This window comes from Patulibacter americanus DSM 16676 (assembly GCF_000420025.1).
Classification (GTDB): domain Bacteria; phylum Actinomycetota; class Thermoleophilia; order Solirubrobacterales; family Solirubrobacteraceae; genus Patulibacter; species Patulibacter americanus.
Genome location: NZ_ATUD01000001.1, coordinates 774,245 through 796,019 on the forward strand (window position 1 = coordinate 774,245; position 21,775 = coordinate 796,019).

Sequence of the window (21,775 nt, forward strand, 5' to 3'; positions counted from 1 at the left end):
CGCTTGCGGATCCGCCCGGCGTGGAGCAGCGGCAGGGCGGCGGGTGGCAGGGCAACGTCCGGCCGCCCGGCCGCACCCACGAGTCCTGGTACGGCGCACGCAGTCGGCTCACCGCGCGAGTCTCGCGCAGCCGGGCGTCGGCCGGTGGGCGAGGAGCGGCGAACGGCGCCGGCCCGGCGTCACGGCCGGAATTCGTGCTGGACGGCGGGGGGCCGTCCGGTATCGTGCCGCGACGAGCCAGTCGTACCCAGCGATGGGTCAGGGAATCCGGTGGGAATCCGGAACTGACGCGCAGCGGTGAGGGGGACGGCCGGGGCACCCTGCCACTGGATCCACGGATCCGGGAAGGCGCCCCGACCGGAAGAGCCCGAGTCCGAAGACCTGCTGGCTTGCGGCCCCCGGCGTGCCCCGCACGTCGCCGGCCGGATCGCCCAACGGGCTCCGCGTACGAGCCTCTGATCGAAGGATCCACCGCGTGAGCCCACGCACCGCAGTGCCCCCTCCGACCGTCCCGGCCCGTCCGGCGATCCGTCGCGCGCTGGGCGAGCTCGTGGCGTGCTCCCCGCGGTTCCCGATCACGGCCGACCGCACGGCGGACGAACTGCACGCCGCAGGCTGGACCCGCACCGACCGGCTTGCCGACCCCGCCGCCTGGCCCGCCATCGCCCAGGGCTACGCCGCCGACCTCGGTGGCGCCGCGGTCGCCGTCGGCGGCTCGTGCGCCCTGCAGGAGTACGCCGGGCGCACCGCCGGCCTGGTCCTCGGAACCTGGGCGCTGACCGGCGCCATGCTCGACCTCGCCGCCGAGGGCGTGTGGGTCGACCTGCGCGACGGACGCACCGTCGGGATCGCCATGCCCGACGCGCGTGCGTGCGGCGGTGCCGCGGAGGACGACGCCCCGCCCGAGGCATCCGACGCCCCGTCCGACGAGCGATCCCACACCCCGTCCGCCGCGGGTCCGGACGACGCGACCGCCACCCCGGAGCGCGTCGCGGAGGCGCTGCTCGCGCACCTCTCCCCCGCGGTGGCGGCGTCGCGCACCGTCTCGGGCCTGTCTTCCCGCGTGGCGTGGGGCAACGTCGCCGCGTCCGTCGCCGGCATCCTCGGGACGCTCGACCGCGCCCAGGATCCGCGCGACCGCCCGGCGTGGCGCGCCGCAGCCACCCGCGTCCTCGCCGCGCCGGCCTGGCCGCACGCCGACCTCGTCGCACCCGTGCTCCTGTCCGCCCACGACGGCGACGGGCGCCTGCCGTCCGATCGGGGCGACCACGCCGAACCCGTGGCTCGCGACGCCCGCAACGCCCGCGACGACGCATTGACCCACGAGCGCGCCACCTGCTGCCTCATCCGCCTGGCCCCCGACCACGAGTCGTGCGCCGCGTGCGAGCGCCTCGAGCCCGCCGAGCGGCGCGAGCGCCTGCGGGACGACCTGCGCGCGGCCGTGGCGCCGCGCCGCCGCCTGCGCGTGGTCGTCGGGGCCGCCGGGTGAGCGCCGTCGCCGATCCGCCGGCGCGCGTGCCCCCGGACCGCCGCCCGCCCGCGCGCCGCGCCGCAGTCCGGCGCCTGCGCACGCCGGCCGTGCTGACGGTGCTCGCCGTCCTGCTCGTCGTGAGCGCCGTCGTCTCGATCGGCTTCGGTGCCGAGCCCCTGGCGCCGCGCATCGTCCTCGACGTGCTCGAGCACCGGCTGTTCGGCGGCGCGGCGGACCCGACCTACGACGCGATCGTCTGGGACATCCGGGTGCCGCGCACGATCCTGGCGGTCGTCGTCGGCGCGGGGCTCGCGATCGCGGGTGCCGGCATCCAGACGCTCGTCCGCAACCCGCTGGCCGACCCGTACCTGCTCGGCGTGTCGTCCGGCGCGAGCGTCGGAGCCACCGCCGTGATCACGCTGGGGCTGTTCGCCGGCGCCGGCTTGTGGGCTCTGTCCCTCGGCGCGCTGGCCGGGGCGCTCGGCGCGGCGCTGCTCGTCTTCGGCATCGCGCTGGCGCAGGGGGGCCTGACCCCGTTGCGGCTGGTGCTCACCGGCACGGTCCTCTCCTCCGCGTTCTCGGCCTTCGCCAGCTTCCTCGTCTTCCGCAGCGCCGACCCGCAGGCCGCGCAGTCCGTGCTCTTCTGGCTGCTCGGCAGCCTGTCGGGCGCCGCGTGGGACCAGCTGCTGCTGCCCCTGCTCGCGGTGCTGATCGTCGGCGGGGTGCTGTTCGCGGGCTGCGGGTGGCTCGACGCGCTCGCGGCCGGACCGGATACCGCCGCGTCGCTCGGCGTGCCCGTGCGGCTCGTGCGCAACGTCCTCTTCGTGCTGCTCGCGGCGCTCGTCGGCGCGCTCGTCGCCGTGGCGGGCGGCATCGGGTTCGTGGGTCTCGTCCTGCCCCACATCGCCCGGCTGCTCGTCGGCGCGCGGCACCGCGCGGTGCTGCCCGTCGCGGCGCTCGCCGGGGCACTCTTCCTCGTCTGGGTCGACGTCGCGGCCCGCGTGATGGTGCGCCCGACCGAGGTCCCGCTGAGCGTCGTCACCGGACTCATCGGCGCACCCGTCTTCCTGCTCCTGCTGGGTCGACGCACCTACCGCTTCGGGGGCGCGTCCTCGTGACCCACGGCGCGCGCTTCCCCGCCCCGCAGGACGACCCCCGCACGCCGCACCTCGAGGCCCGCGGGCTGGCGTGCGACGTGGGCGGGCGCCCCGGCCGCGGCGGTCGCCGGGTGCTCGACGGGGTCGACCTCACCGTCCGCCACGGCGAGATGATCGGCATCATCGGCCCCAACGGCACCGGCAAGTCGACGCTGCTGCGCGTGCTGGCCGGTGTGCGGCCGGCCGCCGCCGGCGAGGTGCTCGTCGACGGCACGCCGCTGCGCGAACGCTCCGGGCGCTCGCGGGCCCGCGAGATCGCGATGGTCGGCCAGGAGGAGCAGCCGCAAGCCGACCTACTCGTCGGCGAGGTCGTCGCCCTGGGCCGCACCCCGCACCGCCCGCCGTGGGCCGGCGGCGACGCCGCGGAGCGCGACGCCGTGCTCACCGCCCTGGCCGCGGTCGACATGGACGAAGCCGTCGACCGCTCCGTCGAGCAGCTCTCGGGCGGCGAACGGCGCCGGGTGCTGCTCGCGCGCGGGCTCGCCCAGGAGGCCCCGCTGCTCGTGCTCGACGAGCCGACGAACCACCTCGACGTCCGCCACCAGCTCTCGCTCATGCGGATGATCCGCCGCCTCGAGCGCACCGTCGTGGTGGCGATCCACGACCTCAACCTTGCGATGGCCGTCTGCGACCGCGTCGTCGTCCTTCACGACGGCGGCGTCCACGCGGCGGGCGAGCCCGAGAGCGTGCTGACCCCGGAGACCGTGCGCGAGGTGTTCGGCGTCGAGGCCGTGCCCGTGACGCACCCCCGCACGGGCCACACCCATCTGCTGTTCACCACGCACGAGGCCGGAGAGCCGTCGTGATCGCCCCGTCCCGGGCCACCCCGTCCCCCCACCGTCCCAACCCCAGGAAGTCCCACCCCATGATCCGTCCGACCCTCCCGCGCCTGACCGCGCTCCTGACCGCCGCCGTCGTCGCCACGGGCCTGACCGCCTGCGGAAGCGGCGACGCGAGCGACGAGCCGACCAACGCCGCCGCGTCCACGGCGGCGGGTCCCACGGAGGTGACGGTGCAGAACTGCGGCACCCCGGTGACGTTCCCCCGCCCGGCGAAGCGCCTGTACGTCAACGACGGGAACATGATCTCGATGGCGCTGGCCATCGGGGCCGAGCGCAGCGTGGCCGCGGTCAGCAGCATGCAGCGCGACGCGCCCGTCCTGCGGGAGCACTACGGCGCCGCCGCGGTCGACGGCCTGAAGCAGACCGCCGAGACGTACCCGTCGCGCGAGACGGTGCTGGCGCAGCGCCCCGACGTCGTGTTCGCCGGCTGGAACTACGGGTGGGACGAGACGCGCAAGCTCACCCCCGCGGGCTTGGCGAAGCAGGGCATCGCGGCCTACACGCTCACGGAGAGCTGCCGCCAGGGCACCGGCCGGGCACGGGGAACCGTCGAGCCGTGGACCGCGCTGCGCACCGACCTGACGAACCTCGGCGCGATCACGGGCCACGAGGACGGCGCCGCGAAGGCCGTCGGCGACATCGACCGCCGCCTGAAGGCCCTGCGCGCGGCGCCGCAGCCGGCGAAGAAGCCGACCGTGTTCCTCTTCGACAGCGGCACGAAGGCCGTGTACTCCAGCGGCCGCTTCGGCGCCCCGCAGGCGATTCTCGACGCCGCGGGCGCCCGCAACGCCCTGGAGGACCTCGACGACACGTGGACCGAGGTCTCGTGGGAGCGCGTCATCGCCTCGAAGCCCGACGCGTTCCTCTTCGTGGACTACCCGCCGCAGAGCTTTGAGGACAAGGTCCGCGTGCTCCGTGCTCGCGCCGGCGTGAAGGACCTCCCGGCCGTGAAGGAGGGCCGGTTCCTCAACCTGCCCTACGCCCTGTGGACGAGCGGCCCGCTGAACATCGACGCGGCGGAGCAGGCGCGGAAGGCGCTCGAGGGCTGGGCCCTGGTGCCGCGGGCGCCCGCGGACTGACCGCGGTCGGGCAGCGGTCGGGCAGCGGTCGGGCAGCGAGGTCACGGACCGGCCGCGGGCCGGGCGGCGAGGTCAAGGTCCGGCCGCGGATCGGCGGCGCCCGCGGCCGAGGCGGTCGGTCCCGCGGAGCACTCGGAATATGTTCGGTTCGCTTGTCATATCCAGAGTGCTCCGCGGCGTCGCCAGCCGCCGGGCCCGCGGCCACCGGCCTGCGCTGTGGGACGGCGCGCACAGGCGCCGGACGCCGGACTTCGGACCAGGGGTAGGGTCCCGGGGGCAGCGCCCCCTCGCACCGCGTCCTCGATGGAGTCCCGAGCATGACCGAGCCCCTGGCCGCCGACTTCCCACCGGTCCCCGACGACGAGTGGCGCGCTGCGGCCCTGAAGGCCGCGAAGCTCGCCGAGGACGCGCCGACGACCTCGACGACGGAGGACGGCATCGAGGTCCAGTGGCTCTACACCGCCGACGACGCCTTGGCGCCCGATCCCGGAGGCGTCCCCGGCCGCGCCCCCTTCGTCCGCGGCACGCTCTCGGGGACGGGTGAAGACGAGCCGGCGTGGGAGATCCGCCAGGAGCAGACGCACCCCGAGCGCCGGGCCGCGAACGCCGCGATCCTGGAGGACCTCGAGGGCGGGGCCTCCGCGATCACCGTGCGGCTGGACCGCGCCGCCCGCGGCGGCCACGCGCCGGGCAACGACGCCTTCGCCGCCACCCGCGGCCGCGACGGGGTGATGGTCTCGACGGTCGACGACCTCGACGCGGTGCTCGACGGCGTGCACCTCGACCTCGCCCCCGTCGCCGTCGATGCGGGCGCCCAGGCCGTACCCGCCGCCGCGCTGACGCTCGCGCTGCTCGGCCGCCGCGGCACCGCGCCCGCCGACGCCCGCGCCTCGCTGCGCGTCGATCCGCTCGGGGCGCTCGCCGCCGACGGTCCCCTGGCCCTGGATCCCGCCGACGCGGTCGCCGCCGCGGGCCGGTTCGCGGCCGAGGTCGCCGCGGAGTACCCCGCCGTCCGCACGCTCGCCGTCGACACGCGTGCGCACGTGAACGCGGGCGCCACGCCCGTCCGCGAGCTCGCCGTCGCGATCACCACCGGGGTCGCCTACCTCCGTGCCGCGGAGGAGGCCGGCCTCGAGCCCGCCCGCGCCGCCGCGCAGCTCGAGTTCACGCTGACCGTCGGCACGGACCAGTTCGGCGAGATCGCCAAGCTCCGCGCGTTCCGCCGCCTGTGGGCGCGCGTGCTCGAGCTCTCCGGCGTGCCGGAGGAGGAGCGGCGCTCCGTGCTCGTCGCCCGCACGAGCGACCGCATGCTCGCCGGCATCGACCCGTGGACGAACATGCTGCGCGCCACGACCGCCGGCTTCGCGGCCGCCGTCGGCGGCGCGGACGGGCTGACCGTCGCACCCTTCGACACCGTCGTCGCCGACGCCGTGGGCGCCGCCGCGCCGAGCGGCCTCGGCCGGCGCATCGCCCGCAACACGCAGCTCGTCCTCCAGGAGGAGTCGGGGCTCCGCCGCGTCGCCGATCCCGCCGGCGGCTCCTGGTACGTGGAGCAGCTCACGGACGCCCTGGCCCGCGCGGCGTGGGAGCGGATCACGCAGATCGAGGGCGCCGGTGGCGCCGTCGCCGCGCTCACCGGGGCGGACTGGGACGCCGAGCTGGCCGGCGCGGCCGACCGGCGCGCGGGCGAGCTCGCCCGCCGGAAGCGGGAGATGACCGGGGTCAACGTGTTCCCGCTGCTGGACGACGATCGCGTGCACCCCGAGCCCGCCGACCGGCAGGCGCTGGTGCAGGCCGAGGTCGATCGCCTGGCGGAGCGCGGCGCGCTGACGGGCGGTGCCGCCGGCGCGCAGGAGACCGACGGCGGCGCCGGCTCCGGCGATGCCGCGGCCGCCGACGGCGCCGCGACGCTCCCCGCCGAGACCGGCCCGCTCCTCCACCGCCTGCTGCTGGCCGCCGAGGCGGGCGCGCGGATCGACGGGCTCGCCGTCCTCGCCGGCACCGGGCCGCTCGTGGACCCCGACGCGCGCGGGCTGCCCGTCCGCCGCGACGCCGAGCCGTTCGAGCGGCTGCGCGCCGCCGCCGCCGGCGAGCCCGCGGACACCGCCGCCGACGTCGCCCCCACCACCGACGGCTCCGCGGGAGGTCCCCCCACCGGCGCGCCGTCGGGCGGTCGAGCGGACGACGACGTCGCCACCGCCGACGGCGTGGACGAGACCGCCGTCCGGCCCACCGAGGTCACCGCGGACGGTCCGCGCGTGTTCCTCGCCGGCCTCGGCCCGCTCGCCGCCCACGCCGCGCAGGCGACCTGGGCGGTCAACTTCTTCGGCGTCGGCGGACTGGCGACGGTCCAGTCCGACCCGATCGAGGATCCCGCCACCGCGGGCGAGCTGCTGAAGGCCGACGGTGCGCGGCTCGCGGCCGTCGCCGGTGGCCGGACCGCCGAGGACGACGCGCTGCGCACCGCGATCTCGTCCCTCCGCGACGCGGGCGCGCAGACGATCTACCTCGTGGGCGGGAACGACGCCAAGGCGACCGAGCTGGGTGCCGACCGCGGCGTCAAGCAGGGCGTCGACCTGCTCGAGATCCTCACGGACGCCCTGGCGACCCTGGACCGACCTGTCACCCCCCGGACGGAGACCGCGCGATGAGCAAGATCCCGGACCTCTCGCAGGCCACCCTCGGAGGGGTCGCCCAAGAGCCCACGACCACCGAGGCCATCGAGCAGGCCGCAACCGACGCGTCGGGCCGGCCCGTCGAGGAGCTGCGCTTCGCCGCCCCGGAGGGCATCGACCTGCAGCCGGCCTACGGCTCGCAGGACGCCGAGGGGCTCGACTTCCTGAACACGCGGCCGGGCTTCGCACCGTACCTGCGTGGCCCGTACCCGACGATGTACGTCAACCAGCCGTGGACGGTCCGCCAGTACGCGGGCTTCTCCACCGCCGAGGAGTCCAACGCGTTCTACCGCCGCAACCTCGCGGCGGGCCAGAAGGGCCTGTCGATCGCGTTCGACCTGGCCACCCACCGCGGCTACGACTCCGACAACCCGCGCGTGGCGGGCGACGTCGGCATGGCCGGCGTGGCGATCGACTCCATCCTCGACATGCGGACGCTCTTCGACGGGATCCCGCTCGACGAGATGTCCGTGTCGATGACCATGAACGGCGCGGTCCTGCCGATCCTCGCGCTGTTCATCGTCGCGGGCGAGGAGCAGGGCGTGCCGGCGGACAAGCTCTCGGGGACGATCCAGAACGACGTCCTCAAGGAGTTCATGGTCCGGAACACCTACATCTATCCGCCCGCCCCGAGCATGCGGATTATCTCCGACATCTTCGCCTACACGTCGCAGGAGATGCCGCGCTTCAACTCCATCTCGATCTCCGGGTACCACATGCAGGAGGCCGGGGCGAGCGCCGACCTGGAGCTCGGCTACACCCTCGCCGACGGCATCGAGTACGTCCGCGCGGGCCTCGACGCCGGCATGGACGTCGACCGCTTCGCGCCCCGGCTGTCCTTCTTCTGGGCCGTCGGGATGAATTTCTTCATGGAGGTCGCCAAGCTCCGCGCCGGCCGCCTGCTGTGGGCCAAGCTCATGAAGGACGAGTTCGGCCCGAAGAACCCGAAGTCGCTCTCGCTGCGCACCCACTGCCAGACCTCGGGCTGGTCGCTCGCGGCGCAGGACGTCTACAACAACGTCGTCCGCACCTGCGTCGAGGCGATGGCCGCCACGCAGGGCCACACGCAGTCCCTGCACACGAACGCGCTCGACGAGGCCCTGGCGCTGCCGACCGACTTCTCCGCCCGCATCGCCCGCAACACCCAGCTGTTCCTCCAGCAGGAGTCGGGCACCACGGGCGTCATCGACCCGTGGGGCGGCTCGTACTACGTCGAGAAGCTCACCGGCGAGCTCGTGACCCGCGCCCTGGCGCACATCGGCGAGATCGAGGAGCTCGGCGGGATGACGAAGGCGATCTCCGCCGGCGTCCCCAAGCTGCGCATCGAGGAGTCCGCCGCCCGCACCCAGGCGCGGATCGACTCGGGCCAGCAGACGCTGGTGGGCGTCAACCGCTTCCAGCCCAAGGTCGACGAGCAGATCGACGTGCTCAAGGTCGACAACAAGGGCGTGCGCGCCCGGCAGATCGAGAAGCTCGAGCGCCTGCGCGCCGAGCGCGACGAGTCCCGGGTGCAGTCGGCGCTCGAGGCCCTGACCGAGGGCGCCGGCCGCCAGTCCAGCGGCGCCGGCGCGTCCGACAACAACCTGCTCGCGCTGGCCGTCGAGGCGGCCCGGGCGCACGCGTCGGTCGGCGAGATCAGCGACGCGCTCGAGAAGGTCTTCGGCCGCCACACCGCCGAGATCCGGTCGATCAACGGCGTCTACCGCAGCGAGGTCGGAACGATGAGCGAGGCGTTCAACGCCACGAAGGCCCTGGTCGAGTCGTTCGAGGAGCAGGAGGGCCGCCGCCCCCGCATCCTCGTGGCGAAGATGGGCCAGGACGGCCACGACCGCGGCCAGAAGGTCATCGCGACGGCGTTCGCCGACCTCGGCTTCGACGTCGACATCGGACCGCTGTTCCAGACGCCGGAGGAGGTCGCGCGCCAGGCCGTCGAGGCCGACGTCCACGTCGTCGGCGCGTCGTCCCTGGCGGCCGGCCACCTGACGCTCGTCCCGCAGCTGCGCCAGGCGCTGGACGAGATGGGCCGGGAGGACGTCCTCGTCGTCGTCGGCGGCGTCATCCCGCCCCAGGACTTCGACGAGCTCCGCGAGAGCGGCGCCGCGGCGATCTACCCGCCCGGCACCGTCATCGGCACGGCGGCCGGCGGCCTGCTGCGCCTGCTGATGGAGCAGCTCGAGCTCGAGGTCCCCACGGACGGCCCGGCGGCGCAGGCCGCGGCGGTCGATCCGATCGACCCGCAGGGGGTCGCGGGCGAGGGGAAGACGCCGGCGCCGGAGGCGGAGGCGGAGGAGGCGGAGGCGTCGGAGTAGGGGGCGGCGGGCGGCGGGCCGCGGCGGGCGGCGGGCCGCGGCGGGCGGCGGGCGGCGGGCGGCGGGCGCGGAGGTGCGAGGGGCAAGCCGAGGCGGATTCCCCTCATGCGGCGACGGCGATCCGCCTCGACCGACCTGACCTCCCCCTCTCCCGCACGGCCGAGGCGGATTCCCGTCGCATGACCACGGGAATCCGCCTCGACCCGCGTCTCGCCCACGCGCCACGCCCACGCGCCAGGGCCACGCGCCTCGCCCCGCGCCGCGGCCACGCGCCTCGCCGACGCGCCCCGTCCCGCGCCTGCGCCGACGCCCCGATTCGCCGGCTGCCCTCCGGGTAGGGGCGGCCCATGAAGATCGGCTACTTCCTGTCCTCCGAGGAGTACAGCCCCCAGGAGCTGCTCGACCAGGCGCGGTTGGCGCGCGAGGCCGGGTTCAGCGGGCTGTGGATCAGCGACCACTACCACCCGTGGAACGACGTCCAGGGCGAGTCGGCGTTCGTGTGGTCCATCATCGGCGCGCTGTCCCAGACGGTGCCGGGCATGCCGATCACCACCGGTGTCACGGCGCCGACGATCCGGATCCACCCGGCGATCCTGGCCCAGGCCGTCGCGACGACGGCGGTGATGACGGGCGGGAACTTCCGCTTCGGCATCGGCACGGGCGAGGCCCTGAACGAGCACATCCTCGGCGACGCGTGGCCCGAGGCCGACGTGCGGCTCGAGATGCTCGAGGAGGCCGTCGAGATCATGCGCGAGCTCTGGACGGGCAAGCAGGTCAGCCACTACGGCGACCACTACGTCGTCGAGAACGCCCGCATCTACACGCTGCCCGAGAAGACGCCCGAGGTCTACGTCTCCGCGTTCGGCCCCAAGGCGGCCGGCGTCGCGGCGCGGATCGGCGACGGCTTCTGCACCGTCGGCCCGCAGGCGGAGCTGATCCAGAAGTACCGCGCGGACGCGAAGGACGGCGCGATCGTGCAGTCCGGTCTGAAGGTGCGCTACTCGTCCGACGCCGCCGAGGCCCGGGCGACCGCGCACAAGATCTGGCCGAACGAGGCGCTCCCCGGCGAGCTCCCGCAGATCCTCCCCACCCCGGCGCACTTCGAGCAGGCCTCGACGCTGGTGACGGAGGAGATGGTCGCCGAGCCGATCTCCTGCGGACCCGACATGGACCTGCACCTCGAGCGGATCCAGGCGTTCGCCGACGCCGGGGTCGACGAGCTCTACGTCCAGCAGGTCGGCGGCGGCTACGAGGAGTTCTTCGCCGCCTACCGGGAGCACGTGCTGCCGAAGTACCACTGAGGGACGCGGGGGGGCTCCGCGCGCGGCCGGAGGCCGATGCGTGCCGGCCCCCTCAACAGCCCTTGAAGCGCTTGTCGGCGGACCACCCCGTGTTCGCCCAGTCCTCCCCCGAGGCGGGCGCGAAGCCGCGGTACTGCTTCGCCAGCTCGTCGAGCAGCCAGCCCGTGAAGCGCGCAGCACCCTGTGGGCACGTGTGGATGCCGTCGGCGCTGCGGTCGGCCTTGCCGTCCCTCGTCTGCCGGTAGGTGCTCCCCCAGACGGCTGCGGCGTCGAGCACGTCGGCCTTCCCCCACGAGTCCGCGGCGACCGCGCGCGCGGCGGCGGGTGCCCGGTCGAGCTCGGCCATGTGCGGCCTGTAGAAGTCATCGGGACGGATCGGCGGCATGGTGACGAAGAGCACCTTCGCGCCGGTCGCGGTCGCGGTGGTGACCAACCGGCGGTACCCCGCCTGCTGCTCCTTCGCGCTGCCCCAGTCGTAGGTCGTCAGCTGGTAGACGACCACCGAGGGCTTGGCAGAGGCGATGCGGTCGGGAAGGGTCTTCCAGCCCTTGTCGGCGAACGGGCCGACCACGTTCCCGCCGCCGTCGGCGGCTTCGGAGCGGAAGCCGACGCCGCTGGCCTTCAGCGCCGCGGCCAGCGGCTTCGCCTGTCCGGCCGCGACCGAGTCGCCGAGGAACAGGACCTTGGACAGCCCGTGGTCGCCTGCGGTCTTCGGCGCCTCCGGAGTGCTCGGCCCGTCGGCCTCGTCCTCGGCGCAGCCGGCGGTCAACAGCAGGCTCGCGGCGAGCGCCAAGGTGATCGTTCGAGTGGTCTTCATGCCCTCGACGGTGCCGCTCGCGTGTCTCGGCGCCTCCGCCGTCGTGTCGCGATCGTGTCGCAACGCCGCCGAGGGACGGGAACGGGCCCGTCCAGCGGACATACTGGGCGCGTGGCGGCGATCTTGCTAGTGGAGGACGACCCCCTCGTCCGCCGGGGGCTGCAGCTGGCGCTCTCCCGGCACGGCCACGACGTCCGGACGTCGGATTCCGGCGAGCAGGGGCTCGAGCAGTTCCGTGCGTCGACGCCCGATCTCGTGGTCCTCGACCTGATGCTCCCGGGCATCGACGGGTTCGAGGTCTGCCGCCGGATCCGGGACGCCGGCGACGTCCCCGTGATCATCATCACCGCGAAGGGCGACGACTTCGACGTCGTCGGCGGGCTCGAGGCGGGTGCCGACGACTACGTCGTGAAGCCGGCGCAGCCCTCGGTGCTGGACGCCCGGATCCGTGCGGTGCTGCGCCGCAGCGGTGGCGACACCGGGGACCTGCTCGTGCACCGCGACCTCCGGATCGACGCCGCCGCGCTCTCCGTCTCGCTCCGCGGTGAGCCGGTGACGCTGACCCCGACGGAGATGCGGCTGTTGCTGACCCTGGCGCGGTCGCCGGGCCAGGTCTTCAGCCGGCAGCAGCTGCTCGAGGAGGTGTGGGAGCACGACTACCTCGGCGACTCGCGCCTGGTGGACAACTGCGTCCAGCGGCTCCGCGCCAAGATCGAGACCTCCCCGGCCACCCCGGAGTACGTCGAGACGGTGCGCGGCTTCGGCTACCGCTTCGCCCGCAGATGACGGGACGCCGGTGGTTGCGCGGGCTGCGCGCGCGGTTGCTGGTCGCGTTCCTGACGGTGACGGTCCTCGGGGCCGCCGCGGCGGCCTGGGCGAGCGCACGGTCCGCGAGCACCGCACTGGTCGACGGAGAGCAGCGGCGGATCAGCGAGACGATCGTCGGGCAGGTCCGCACGGTCACGCCCCAGCTGGCCTATCCGCCCGACCGACCTGCGCTCGACCGGCTGCGCACGGTCGTCGGCGAGGACACCGTGGTGGGCTACCGGGGGCTGCGGTCGGCGGACGGGGCGGAGACCCGGCTCGTGACGCCGGCCCTGCGCAGCGCGGTCCGCGCTCGCGGGCGGACCGTCACGCAACGGATCACGGCAGCCGACGGCCGGCCGTGGCTGCTGGTCGGGATGCCGATCGTCCGGACCGCTCCGAACGGCGCCCGCACGCCGTCCGGCATCGAGCTCTACGCCGTTCGCAGCCTCGGCGGCGTCGAGGTGCAGATCGACGACCTCAGCCGGTCCGCAGCGCGCACGGTGGCGTTGACCCTGCCGCTGGCCGCGCTGCTGGCGCTGGTGGCGGCGCGCAGCGTGCTGCGTCCCGTACGCGAGCTCCGCGACACGGCGCGTCGCCTCGCCGACGGGGACCTGGATGCGCGGACGTCACCGGGAGGGGCCGACGAGGTGGCCCAGCTGACGGTCACGATCAACGAGATGGCCGACGCCATCCAGACGTCGATGACGGAGATGCAACGGATGCAGGCCGACGCCGAGCGGTTCGTGGCCGACGTCTCGCACGAGCTGCGCACCCCCCTGAGCACCCTGACGGCCGTCACGTCGGTGCTGGCGATCGCCGCCGACGGGGCGGACCCCGATGCCCGCGAGGCCGTGGAGCTGGCGATCGCCGAGACCGATCGGCTCGTCCGACTCGTCGAGGATCTCATCGAGGTCTCGCGCTTCGACGCCGGCACCGCGGTCCGACGGGAGGAGCCGGTCGACGTGGTCGCCGCCGTCCGGGACTGCCTCGGAGCTCGGGGGTGGGCGGACCAGGTCGACCTGGTCGCCCCGGACGCGCCGGTGGTGCGGCTGGACCGGCGCAGGCTCGACGTCATCGTCGCCAACCTGGTCGGCAACGCGCTGCGTCACGGCGGCCCCCCGGTCCGCGTCGAGGTGACGGCGACTCCGCAGGAGCTGCAGATCGCGGTCACCGACGGCGGTCCGGGCCTGCCCGCCGACGTCGCCGAGCGCGTCTTCGACCGCTTCTACAAGGCCGACGCCGCCCGCGCCCGCACGCCGGGCAGCGGACTCGGCCTCTCCATCGCCCGCGAGAACGCCCGCCTGCACCGCGGCGAGCTGACCGCGGGCAACGCGGCGGGTGGCGGTGCCCGCTTCGTCCTGCGGCTCCCACGGGACCAGGGTTCGGAAGCAGCTCCTTGCACGCCCCCGACCTCGAGCCCCGCTCCGGAGGACCGATGAGACGGGTCGGCCTGGTCGTCCTGTGCCTGCTGCTGGCCGGCTGCGGCGTGCAGCCGTCCGCTCCGCAGGACGCCGGCGACGCGCCGACCGGCGTGGCGCGCGGGATCACCTTGTACTTCGTGGACTCGCGGGGTGCCCTGCGGCCGGACGTCCGGCCGACGGGTCGCCTGGGCACCATCTCCGAAGCACTGGCGCTCCTGCTGACGGGGCCGGGGGACTCGAGCCTGCACACCGAGATCGCGGCGAGCACGACCCAGGTCGGGACGGTCACGACGGCGCGGGCGATCCAGCTGCGGGTACCGCTGTCGATCCGTGAGGTGACGCCGAAGGGCATCGATCAGATCGTGTGCACGGCCCTGGGCGTGCACGTGCAGGGAGGTGGATCGCGGCGGACGCGGATCCAGCTCCTGTTCACCACCGCCCCGGCATCGGCGTCAGCGATGCTCCGGACCTGCCCGTTGACCGACTGATCAGCGCAGCTCCGTGACGTCGATGGTCGGCGGTGCCGGGGCGGGCGTCGCCGACCACAGCACGGCGAGCGCGACCATCGCCGTCACGAAGGCGAGACCCCCGAGCCTGCCCCTCGCCCACCGGGCCCGGAACCGGATCGGATCCTCCACCAGCACCTTCGAGAGGACGGCCACACCGATCGACACCACGAAGACCGCTGCCGTCCGGCCCCACCCGTCGAGTCCGGTCCGCTGCGGGGACAGCAGGGCGATCACGGGCCAGTGCCACAGGTAGAGGCTGTAGGAGACGACCCCGAGCCCGCGGAGCGGCCGCCACGAGAACGCGCGGGCCATCGTCGCTCCGGGCGCCTGCACGCACAGACCGATCAGGAGCGCGGCGGCCGCGGAGTGCACGAACAGCCCGCCTTGGAACAGCCACGACGACGTCGCGCCCTCGACGAGCACCCACGCGACGCCCATGCCGAGGGTCAGAGCGATCATCGACGCGCCGGCCCCGCGCCGGCCGGCCACCCGGGCCGCGGCCGTGCGCACCGGCGCGGTCGCCACCGCGGCCCCCAGCAGCAACGAGAACGCCCGTGTGTCGGTGCCGGTGTAGACCCGCGTGGGATCCGCCGGGTCGACCAGCACGACCATCAGCGCGAACGAGACGACCGACCCGACTCCGGCCACGAGCGCGACCCGACGGTCGACCGCGGCGCCCACCCGGACGACGCACAGCAGCACCACCGGCCACACGAGGTAGAACTGCTCCTCGACGGCCACGCTCCAGAGGTGCTCGAAGACCCGGTCCTCACCGAACCGGTCCCAGTAGCTCGCCGACTCCGCGAGCAGGTGCCAGTTGACGAGGTTCAGCTGCACCCACGGGCCGTCGGCGAACGTGGCGCGGACCGTCGGCGGCGAAGCCCCCAGCCGGACGACCACGGCGACGACCACGAGCATCACGGCGAGCGCGGGAAACAGGCGGCGGACGCGCCGACCCCAGAACGCCATCAGGGACACCGTTCCGGTGCGGTCGACCTCCCGCAGCAGCAGTCCGGTGATGAGGTACCCCGAGAGGGCGAAGAACAGGTCGACCCCGAGGAACCCTCCGGGAAGGTGGTCCGTGTGGAACAGCAGCACGCCCAGGATCGCCAGGCCTCGCAGGCCATCCAGCGCCGGGAGGTGCGGTTTGCTGCCAACGCGCGGCGGGGCGGTTCCGGGACGCGGCGTCATGACTCCGATGCTGCGCCGACCGTGTCGCTGCCCCGTCCGTGGTGCGTCGCAACCCCGTCGCAGCGCCGACGGCCCCGGGGGCCCGGGTCGCGCCCGCGCCGCACGCACCACGTCGCGCCACTAGCGTGCGGCGGGCCGCGCTCCCCGCCGTCGCTACCGACCGAAGGATCCTCCGCCCATGGCCCGCAAGCGCCCATCCGTCGACGAGCTCGAGGCCGGCCTGCTCGCCGGGAACCGCGCGATCCTCTCCCGCGCGATCACGCTCGCCGAGAGCCGACTGGCGTCGGACCGCGAGCTCGCCCAGGAGGTCATGGCGCGCCTGCTGCCCCGCACCGGCGCGGCGCGGCGCGTGGGGCTGACCGGCGTGCCCGGCGCGGGCAAGTCGACGACGATCGAGGCGCTCGGCGTGTGGCTCGTCGAGCGCGGTCACAAGGTCGCGGTGCTGGCGATCGACCCGTCGTCCACCCGCCAGGGCGGGTCGATCCTGGGCGACAAGACGCGGATGCAACGCCTGTCGGTGTTGGAGGACGCGTTCATCCGGCCCTCCCCCACCTCGGGCGTGCTCGGCGGCGTGGCCCGCCGAACCCGCGAGGCGATGGTGCTGTGCGAGGCCGCCGGCTTCGACGTGATCATCGTCGAGTCCGTCGGCGTGGGCCAGAGCGAGGCCGAGCTGGCCGACCTCGTCGACTGCGTGCTGCTCCTGCTCGTCCCGGGCGCCGGCGACGAGCTGCAGGGCATCAAGCGCGGGATCGTCGAGGTCGCCGACCTCATCGTCGTCAACAAGGCCGACGGGGATGCCGTCCGGGCCGCCAAGCGCGCCGCGGGCGACTACCGCCACGCGCTGCGGATGCTCCCCGAGGCTACCCCGGGCTGGAAGACCCCGGTCCTCACCGCGAGCGCCGCCGAGGGGATCGGCCTGGCCGAGACCTGGCAGGCCGTCGAGGACCACCGCACGCACATGGAGTCCTCCGGCGAGCTCGAGCGCCGCCGCGCCGCCCAGCAGCTCGGCTGGCTGCGCCAACAGGTCGAGGAGGTCGTGCTGGCCGCGTTCCACGCGCGCCCGGGCGTCAAGGAGGCCCTCGACGACGCCCGCGAGGCGATCACGAACGCGACGGCGACGGTGCCGCAGGCCGCCGCGCGGGTGCTCGAGGCCGGGTTCGGGGTCGAGGGCGCGCCGCCCGTGGAGTAGGCCCCGTACACCCAAATCCGATTCATGCGGGAGCCCGCGGATGCCGATGAATGGCGCATGCCCTTCTCCCGGCCCATCGTGGTCGCGTTCGCGTCCGCGATGTTCTTCGCCACCCCCGCGCTGGCCTCGGCCGCCACGGCCGACCTCGGCGTGACGAACCCCGTCATCACGGGCGAGACCCGGCCGGGCGCCGAGATCACGCTCGCCTACACGGTCTCCAACGCCGGCCCCGACGCCACGGCCGTGACGGTCGACGACGCGCCCAGCGAGGGCACGCAGCTCCTCAGCATCACGCCGTCGCAGGGCTCCTGCACCCCGAACGCCGGTCGCTCGCTGTGCGACCTCGGGGTCGTGGCTCCCGGCTCCACGGTCGCCATGGCCGTCAAGGTGCGGCTCGGCGCGGCCGGCAACTACCAGCACGTCGCGTGGGTCCGGCCGACGAACGCGGACCTGGAGAACCAGACCCAGGACCCGAACCGGGACAACGACTCCGGGGGCATCAACTTCAACGTCGAGGAGCCCTACGTCGAGCCGGTCGAGGTCCAGACGCCCGCCGTGTCGATGAGCGCCGGCTTCCGCCGCACGCAGACCACCGTCGGCGTAGGCGCCGAGCTGACGCCCTACGGCGCCGGCACCCTCCACTTCGAGTACGGCACGACGAAGACGTTCGGCAAGAAGACCGCCGCCGTGAAGATCAGCGGCGACAAGCTCGAGCGCAAGGCCACGATCCGCGGTCTCGGGATGAAGACCAAGATCTACTGGCGCGCGGTCATGGTCGTCGGCGGCAAGACGTACCGCGGCAAGACCCACAGCGAGACGACGCTGGGCAAGCTCCTCTTCCCGCTGATCACCCTGAAGGCGACGAAGCGCACCGCGTCGAGCACCACCTACGTCGGCACGATCGGCGACGGCTTCGCCGACGCGCCCGGGGCATGCAAGGGCACCATCCAGATGGACGTCTACACCGCGTCCGGTGGCGACGTCCTGCGGCGCCGGACGACGGTCAACGCCAAGACCTGCAGCTACAAGATCACCATCCCGTTCGGCACGAAGGACGCGCGCAAGTACGGCCGCAAGGGCAAGGGCGTCTACGTCCAGGCCGGCTTCTCGGGCTCGAAGGCCGTCGCGGCCACGCGGTCGAGCGCCGAGCGCCCGTAGGCGACGCTCCCCCGGGCCGCCCCGGGGGAGCCGTCCCGGCACCCCGCGGTCCGCGCGAACCGCCCTGCTACGGTCGTTCTCTCGGCAACCACCGCGTCGGCGCCCGGTCTCCACGACCGCGACGCCGCCGCGCATCACCGCCCCCGGAGGACCCCATGACCAAGCTCCTGATGCTCCTCACCGGCGCCGACGAGTGGACCCTCGTCGACGGCTCGAAGCACCCCACCGGCTTCTGGGCGGAGGAGTTCGTCGCGCCGCACAAGATCTTCCGCGAGGCGGGGTGGGACATCACGATCGCGACGCCCGGCGGGGTCGTGCCGCCCGTCGACGAGGGCAGCCTCGCGCCCGAGACGGTCGGCGGGCACGACGAGTCCGACGCCCTGCGCAAGTACCTGGACTCCGTCGCCCTCGAGCTCGCCACCCCGGCGAAGATCGAGGCGATCGACCCGCTCGAGTTCGACGTCGTGTTCGTGCCCGGCGGCCACGGGCCGATGGAGGACCTGGCCGTCCACGAGCCGACCGGCCGCATCCTCACGCGGATGCTCGACGACGACATGAAGCTCGTCGCGGCGGTCTGCCACGCGCCCGCGGCGCTGCTGGCGGCGAAGCGCGGCGACGGCTCGTGGCCCTTCGCCGGCTACACGCTGACGGGCTTCACGAACGAGGAGGAGCACCAGGCGGGTCTCGGAGAGATCGCAGTCTGGCTGCTCGAGGACCGGCTCCGCGACGGCGGCGCGCAGTTCGAGTACGGCGACCCGTGGAAGCCGTTCATCACGGAGGACCGCAACCTCCACACGGGCCAGAACCCCGCGTCGTCGGCCCCGCTGGCCGAGCGGCTCGTGGGCATCGTGCAGGCGCGCGAGGAGGCCCTGAAGGCCGCTGCCGAGGCGGAGGCCGCGGAGGCCGCCGGGGGCAACGAGGGCTGATCGGGACGCGGGACGCGCGACCTCGGCCACCGGGGCCGCTCGCCCTGCCCCGCCAGGCGCGGCTCAGGCCGCTTCCCGATCGCCCGTCCACCCGGGGGACGCCGTACGCGCCAGCGCGCCCCCGATCGCCCGTCCAGGACGGGCGATACCGCCCCTAGGGGCCGGCCCGCACCGCGGTACGCTTGCCTGCCGAAACCGGACCGGGGGTACGTGGAGCTCGACGCCTCGTCGACCGCCGCGCGGGGCCGCCCGCGGCCCAAGCACCGGTCACCTCGATCGAGCCTTCCATGCCGCATTCACGCCTCCTCGCCGTCCTCGCCCTGGTTCCCGCCCTCGCCCTCGCGGCGTGCGGCGAGCCGAAGGACGACGCCTCGACCTCGTCCACCGAGACCACCGCCGCCGCGTCCGCGCAGACCTGCACGAAGGACCAGCTCGCCCTCGTCTCGGGCGGCAAGCTCACGATCGGCACGGACAAGCCGGCGTACCCGCCGTACTTCGAGGACGACGATCCGACGAACGGCAAGGGCTTCGAGAGTGCCGTCGGCTACGCCGTCGCCACGAAGCTCGGGTTCGAGAAGAGCGAGGTGGAGTGGAAGACCGTCCCCTTCAACTCCGCCTACGCGCCGGGCAAGAAGAGCTTCGACTTCGACCTCAACCAGGTCTCGATCAGCGAGGCCCGCGAGAAGGCCGTCGACTTCTCGTCCCCGTACTTCGAGGCCCCGCAGGCCGTCGTGGTGCCGAAGGGCTCCAAGCTCACCGACGCCACGCTCGCGGCCCTGAAGGACGCGCGCCTCGGCGTGCAGATCGGCACCACGAGCCTGGCGGCCGTGAAGGCGTCCATCGCCCCGAACGACGAGCCGAAGGTGTTCGACACCTCCAACGACGTCGTCACCGCGCTGAAGCAGAAGCAGGTCGACGCGGTCGTGGTCGATCTGCCGACCGCCTTCTACCTCACGGGCGCGCAGGTCGAGGGCTCCTCGATCCTCGGCCAGTTCGAGTCCCCGGGCGGCGACCGCTGGGGCGCCGTGCTCGCGAAGGGCTCGAAGCTGACCCCGTGCGTCACGTGGGCCGTCGACGAGCTGCGCTCGAGTGGCGAGCTGCAGAAGATCAACGACCGCTGGCTCAGCGAGGGCGCCGACGCCCCGACGCTGCGCTAGGCGGATCGGGACGCGGGGCGACCGGCCGTGTGGTCGATGATGCGGCCGGACCCCCAGCGGGCCGGTGAGGACCCGGCGGGCGACGCGTCCGCCGGCGGCCCCACGCGCCAGGAGGTCCGCGCGGACGCGAAGCGCCGCCGGGCCACCCGCGACCGGCTCGTCGCGTTCGTCGCGGCGGTCGTCGTGCTCGGCGGTCTCGCGGCCGTCGTCCTGACGAGCCCGGGCTGGCCGAGCGTGAAGGAGCTGTTCTTCAACCGGCAGCAGTTCTCGGAGCACTTCCCCGACGTCCTCGGCGGGTTCTGGCTCGACATCAAGCTGTTCGTCGTCATCGAGATCGGCGTGCTGCTGCTCGGGCTGCTGCTGGCGCTGATCCGCATCACGCGCCTGCCCGTCCTCTTCCCGCTGCGGCTGCTCGCGACGGTCTTCATCGACGTCTTCCGCGGCGTGCCGACGGTGCTGCTCGTCTACCTCTTCGGCTTCGGCATCCCGGCGCTCGAGCTCTCGGGCCTGCCGACCGACCCGATGATCTGCGGCGGCATCGCGCTGTGCTTCTCCTACAGCGCGTACGTCTCCGAGGTCTACCGCTCCGGCATCGACTCCGTGCACCCCGCCCAGCGCTCGGCCTCCCTGGCGCTCGGCCTGTCCGAGTCGCAGACGCTGCGCCACGTCGTGCTGCCGCAGGCCGTGCGGCGCGTGATCCCGCCGTTGCTCAACGACTTCATCGCCCTGCAGAAGGACGTGGCGCTGCTCGGCATCGTCGGCGTGATCGAGGCGTTCCGCCTGGCGCAGATCGCCGCCGCGGAGCAGTTCAACTACACGCCGCTGCTGGCCGCCGCGCTGCTCTACCTCTGCGTGACGATCCCGATGGCCCGCGGGGTCGACGTCCTCCAGAAGCGGCGCGCCCGCCGCCAGAACGCCGCGGGAGCCGCATGAGCACCACGGACGCCGACCTGCAGCACGGCCACGGAACCCCGGTCCTCGAGCTGCGCGGGGTGACGAAGGCCTACGGCGGAACCCCCGTGCTGCGCGGGATCGACCTGGCGATCCACGAGCACCGCGCGGTCGTGCTGATCGGCGCCTCCGGTTCCGGCAAGTCGACGCTCCTGCGGGTGGCGGACCTGCTCGAGGAGCTCGACGACGGCGACGTGCTCGTCGACGGCGAGGTCGTCACGGAGCCCGGCGTGCGCCCGCTCGAGACGCGCCGCAAGCTCGGGATGGTGTTCCAGTCCTTCAACCTGTTCCCGCACCTGACGGTGCTGGAGAACATCGTGCTCGCGCCCGTCAAGGCGCACGGGATGGCGCGCGCCGACGCCGAGGAGCACGCCCGCACGCTGCTGAGCCGGTTCGGCCTGGCGGGCCGCGAGGGCGAGTACCCCGACCGGCTCTCCGGCGGCCAGCAGCAGCGCGTCGCGATCGTGCGCGCGCTCGCCACCCGCCCCCGAGCCCTGCTGCTCGACGAGATCACGAGCGCCCTGGACCCGCTGCTGGTCGGCGAGGTCCTCGAGGTCGTCCGCGAGCTCAAGCGGGAGGGCATGACGATGGTCATCACGACCCACGAGATGCACTTCGCGCGCGAGGTCGCCGACGAGATCTGCTTCCTGCACGAGGGCCAGATCGTGGAGCGCGGCGCCCCGGACCAGCTGTTCGTGGACCCGCAGCGGGACGAGACGAAGCGGTTCCTGCAGCGCCTGCTCGAGGCGCAGCGGCCCTAGCCGCACGGGCCCACGGGACGCACGGGCGCGACGGGACGCACCCGCGCGACGGTC

General features: G+C 74.1%; 18 protein-coding genes and 1 riboswitch. Of the genes, 16 read left to right on the forward strand and 2 right to left on the reverse strand.

Going from position 1 to position 21,775, the window contains the following annotated elements:
* Window positions 1-221 precede the first annotated feature (221 nt).
* Window positions 222-403, forward strand: a riboswitch (cobalamin riboswitch).
* A gap of 72 nt (window positions 404-475) precedes the next feature.
* The 7 genes from F593_RS0103700 (at window position 476) to F593_RS0103730 (ending at window position 10,834) form a co-directional block, all read left to right on the forward strand.
* Window positions 476-1,489 carry a ferric iron reductase gene (locus F593_RS0103700; RefSeq protein ID WP_169449145.1) on the forward strand — a complete coding sequence of 338 codons (1,014 nt, stop codon included), beginning with the start codon at window positions 476-478 and terminating at the stop codon, window positions 1,487-1,489.
* A gap of 89 nt (window positions 1,490-1,578) precedes the next feature.
* The gene (locus F593_RS0103705; RefSeq protein WP_033205829.1) at window positions 1,579-2,589 is read left to right on the forward strand and encodes an iron chelate uptake ABC transporter family permease subunit; all 1,011 of its coding nucleotides are present in this window, start codon (window positions 1,579-1,581) and stop codon (window positions 2,587-2,589) included.
* Window positions 2,586-3,434 carry an ABC transporter ATP-binding protein gene (locus F593_RS0103710; protein WP_084629318.1) on the forward strand — a complete coding sequence of 283 codons (849 nt, stop codon included), beginning with the start codon at window positions 2,586-2,588 and terminating at the stop codon, window positions 3,432-3,434. The genes F593_RS0103705 and F593_RS0103710 overlap by 4 nt, the downstream gene beginning before the upstream one ends.
* 59 nt (window positions 3,435-3,493) lie before the next feature.
* On the forward strand, window positions 3,494-4,549 hold the full coding sequence (locus F593_RS22230; RefSeq protein ID WP_022927417.1) for an ABC transporter substrate-binding protein: 1,056 nt from the start codon (window positions 3,494-3,496) through the stop codon (window positions 4,547-4,549).
* Between the two features lie 317 nt (window positions 4,550-4,866).
* Window positions 4,867-7,200, forward strand: a complete 2,334-nt coding sequence (locus tag F593_RS30740; RefSeq protein ID WP_022927418.1) for a methylmalonyl-CoA mutase family protein — start codon at window positions 4,867-4,869, stop codon at window positions 7,198-7,200.
* Window positions 7,197-9,533: a methylmalonyl-CoA mutase gene (scpA, locus tag F593_RS27380; protein ID WP_084629320.1), complete on the forward strand. Its 2,337-nt coding sequence runs from the start codon at window positions 7,197-7,199 to the stop codon at window positions 9,531-9,533. The genes F593_RS30740 and scpA overlap by 4 nt, the downstream gene beginning before the upstream one ends.
* 347 nt (window positions 9,534-9,880) lie before the next feature.
* Window positions 9,881-10,834, forward strand: a complete 954-nt coding sequence (locus F593_RS0103730; RefSeq protein ID WP_022927419.1) for a TIGR03557 family F420-dependent LLM class oxidoreductase — start codon at window positions 9,881-9,883, stop codon at window positions 10,832-10,834.
* Between the two features lie 52 nt (window positions 10,835-10,886).
* On the opposite strand, the gene F593_RS0103735 is transcribed toward F593_RS0103730, so the two are convergent.
* Window positions 10,887-11,651 (reverse strand): SGNH/GDSL hydrolase family protein, encoded by a 765-nt coding sequence (locus F593_RS0103735; RefSeq protein ID WP_211216145.1) that lies wholly within the window; start codon window positions 11,649-11,651, stop codon window positions 10,887-10,889.
* 111 nt (window positions 11,652-11,762) lie between these two features.
* Here F593_RS0103735 and F593_RS0103740 point away from each other — a divergent pair, with 111 nt between their 5' ends.
* Genes F593_RS0103740 through F593_RS0103750 form a run of 3 tightly spaced genes read left to right on the forward strand, consistent with a single transcriptional unit; the run spans window position 11,763 to window position 14,367 of the window.
* On the forward strand, window positions 11,763-12,437 hold the full coding sequence (locus F593_RS0103740) for a response regulator transcription factor (protein ID WP_022927421.1): 675 nt from the start codon (window positions 11,763-11,765) through the stop codon (window positions 12,435-12,437).
* On the forward strand, window positions 12,434-13,897 hold the full coding sequence (locus tag F593_RS22245; RefSeq protein ID WP_051160387.1) for a sensor histidine kinase: 1,464 nt from the start codon (window positions 12,434-12,436) through the stop codon (window positions 13,895-13,897). The genes F593_RS0103740 and F593_RS22245 overlap by 4 nt, the downstream gene beginning before the upstream one ends.
* Complete coding sequence (locus F593_RS0103750) at window positions 13,894-14,367, forward strand: GerMN domain-containing protein (protein WP_028721404.1); 474 nt, start codon at window positions 13,894-13,896, stop codon at window positions 14,365-14,367. Before F593_RS22245 ends, F593_RS0103750 begins: the two co-directional genes overlap by 4 nt.
* Here the strand turns inward: F593_RS0103750 and F593_RS0103755 are convergent, their stop codons facing one another.
* Window positions 14,368-15,579, reverse strand: a complete 1,212-nt coding sequence (locus F593_RS0103755; protein ID WP_022927423.1) for an acyltransferase family protein — start codon at window positions 15,577-15,579, stop codon at window positions 14,368-14,370.
* Window positions 15,580-15,757: 178 nt separating this feature from the next.
* Here F593_RS0103755 and meaB point away from each other — a divergent pair, with 178 nt between their 5' ends.
* The 6 genes from meaB to F593_RS0103785 all read left to right on the forward strand — a co-directional run bounded on the left by meaB (window position 15,758) and on the right by F593_RS0103785 (window position 21,721).
* Window positions 15,758-16,768, forward strand: coding sequence for a methylmalonyl Co-A mutase-associated GTPase MeaB (gene meaB, locus F593_RS0103760; protein ID WP_022927424.1), 1,011 nt, complete (start codon window positions 15,758-15,760; stop codon window positions 16,766-16,768).
* A gap of 57 nt (window positions 16,769-16,825) precedes the next feature.
* Complete coding sequence (locus F593_RS0103765) at window positions 16,826-17,926, forward strand: DUF11 domain-containing protein (protein ID WP_022927425.1); 1,101 nt, start codon at window positions 16,826-16,828, stop codon at window positions 17,924-17,926.
* A gap of 155 nt (window positions 17,927-18,081) precedes the next feature.
* Window positions 18,082-18,852, forward strand: a complete 771-nt coding sequence (locus F593_RS22250; protein ID WP_022927426.1) for a type 1 glutamine amidotransferase domain-containing protein — start codon at window positions 18,082-18,084, stop codon at window positions 18,850-18,852.
* 287 nt (window positions 18,853-19,139) lie between these two features.
* Window positions 19,140-20,009, forward strand: a complete 870-nt coding sequence (locus F593_RS0103775; protein ID WP_022927427.1) for an ABC transporter substrate-binding protein — start codon at window positions 19,140-19,142, stop codon at window positions 20,007-20,009.
* A 39-nt stretch (window positions 20,010-20,048) separates the two neighbouring features.
* Window positions 20,049-20,942, forward strand: a complete 894-nt coding sequence (locus F593_RS0103780; protein ID WP_084629427.1) for an amino acid ABC transporter permease — start codon at window positions 20,049-20,051, stop codon at window positions 20,940-20,942.
* Window positions 20,939-21,721 (forward strand): amino acid ABC transporter ATP-binding protein, encoded by a 783-nt coding sequence (locus F593_RS0103785; RefSeq protein WP_022927429.1) that lies wholly within the window; start codon window positions 20,939-20,941, stop codon window positions 21,719-21,721. The genes F593_RS0103780 and F593_RS0103785 overlap by 4 nt, the downstream gene beginning before the upstream one ends.
* The last annotated feature ends 54 nt before the right edge of the window (window positions 21,722-21,775 follow it).

Excerpts from the sequence above, each read along its gene's own strand:
- F593_RS22230 (WP_022927417.1), top strand. The coding sequence starts at position 3,494 with ATGATCCGTCCGACCCTCCCGCGCCTGACCGCGCTCCTGACCGCCGCC.
- F593_RS30740 (WP_022927418.1), top strand. The coding sequence starts at position 4,867 with ATGACCGAGCCCCTGGCCGCCGACTTCCCACCGGTCCCCGACGACGAG.
- scpA (WP_084629320.1), top strand. The coding sequence starts at position 7,197 with ATGAGCAAGATCCCGGACCTCTCGCAGGCCACCCTCGGAGGGGTCGCC.
- F593_RS0103730 (WP_022927419.1), top strand. The coding sequence starts at position 9,881 with ATGAAGATCGGCTACTTCCTGTCCTCCGAGGAGTACAGCCCCCAGGAG.
- F593_RS0103735 (WP_211216145.1), bottom strand. The coding sequence starts at position 11,651 with ATGAAGACCACTCGAACGATCACCTTGGCGCTCGCCGCGAGCCTGCTG.
- F593_RS22245 (WP_051160387.1), top strand. The coding sequence starts at position 12,434 with ATGACGGGACGCCGGTGGTTGCGCGGGCTGCGCGCGCGGTTGCTGGTC.
- F593_RS0103750 (WP_028721404.1), top strand. The coding sequence starts at position 13,894 with ATGAGACGGGTCGGCCTGGTCGTCCTGTGCCTGCTGCTGGCCGGCTGC.
- F593_RS0103755 (WP_022927423.1), bottom strand. The coding sequence starts at position 15,579 with ATGACGCCGCGTCCCGGAACCGCCCCGCCGCGCGTTGGCAGCAAACCG.
- meaB (WP_022927424.1), top strand. The coding sequence starts at position 15,758 with ATGGCCCGCAAGCGCCCATCCGTCGACGAGCTCGAGGCCGGCCTGCTC.
- F593_RS0103765 (WP_022927425.1), top strand. The coding sequence starts at position 16,826 with ATGCCCTTCTCCCGGCCCATCGTGGTCGCGTTCGCGTCCGCGATGTTC.
- F593_RS22250 (WP_022927426.1), top strand. The coding sequence starts at position 18,082 with ATGACCAAGCTCCTGATGCTCCTCACCGGCGCCGACGAGTGGACCCTC.
- F593_RS0103775 (WP_022927427.1), top strand. The coding sequence starts at position 19,140 with ATGCCGCATTCACGCCTCCTCGCCGTCCTCGCCCTGGTTCCCGCCCTC.
- F593_RS0103780 (WP_084629427.1), top strand. The coding sequence starts at position 20,049 with ATGCGGCCGGACCCCCAGCGGGCCGGTGAGGACCCGGCGGGCGACGCG.
- F593_RS0103785 (WP_022927429.1), top strand. The coding sequence starts at position 20,939 with ATGAGCACCACGGACGCCGACCTGCAGCACGGCCACGGAACCCCGGTC.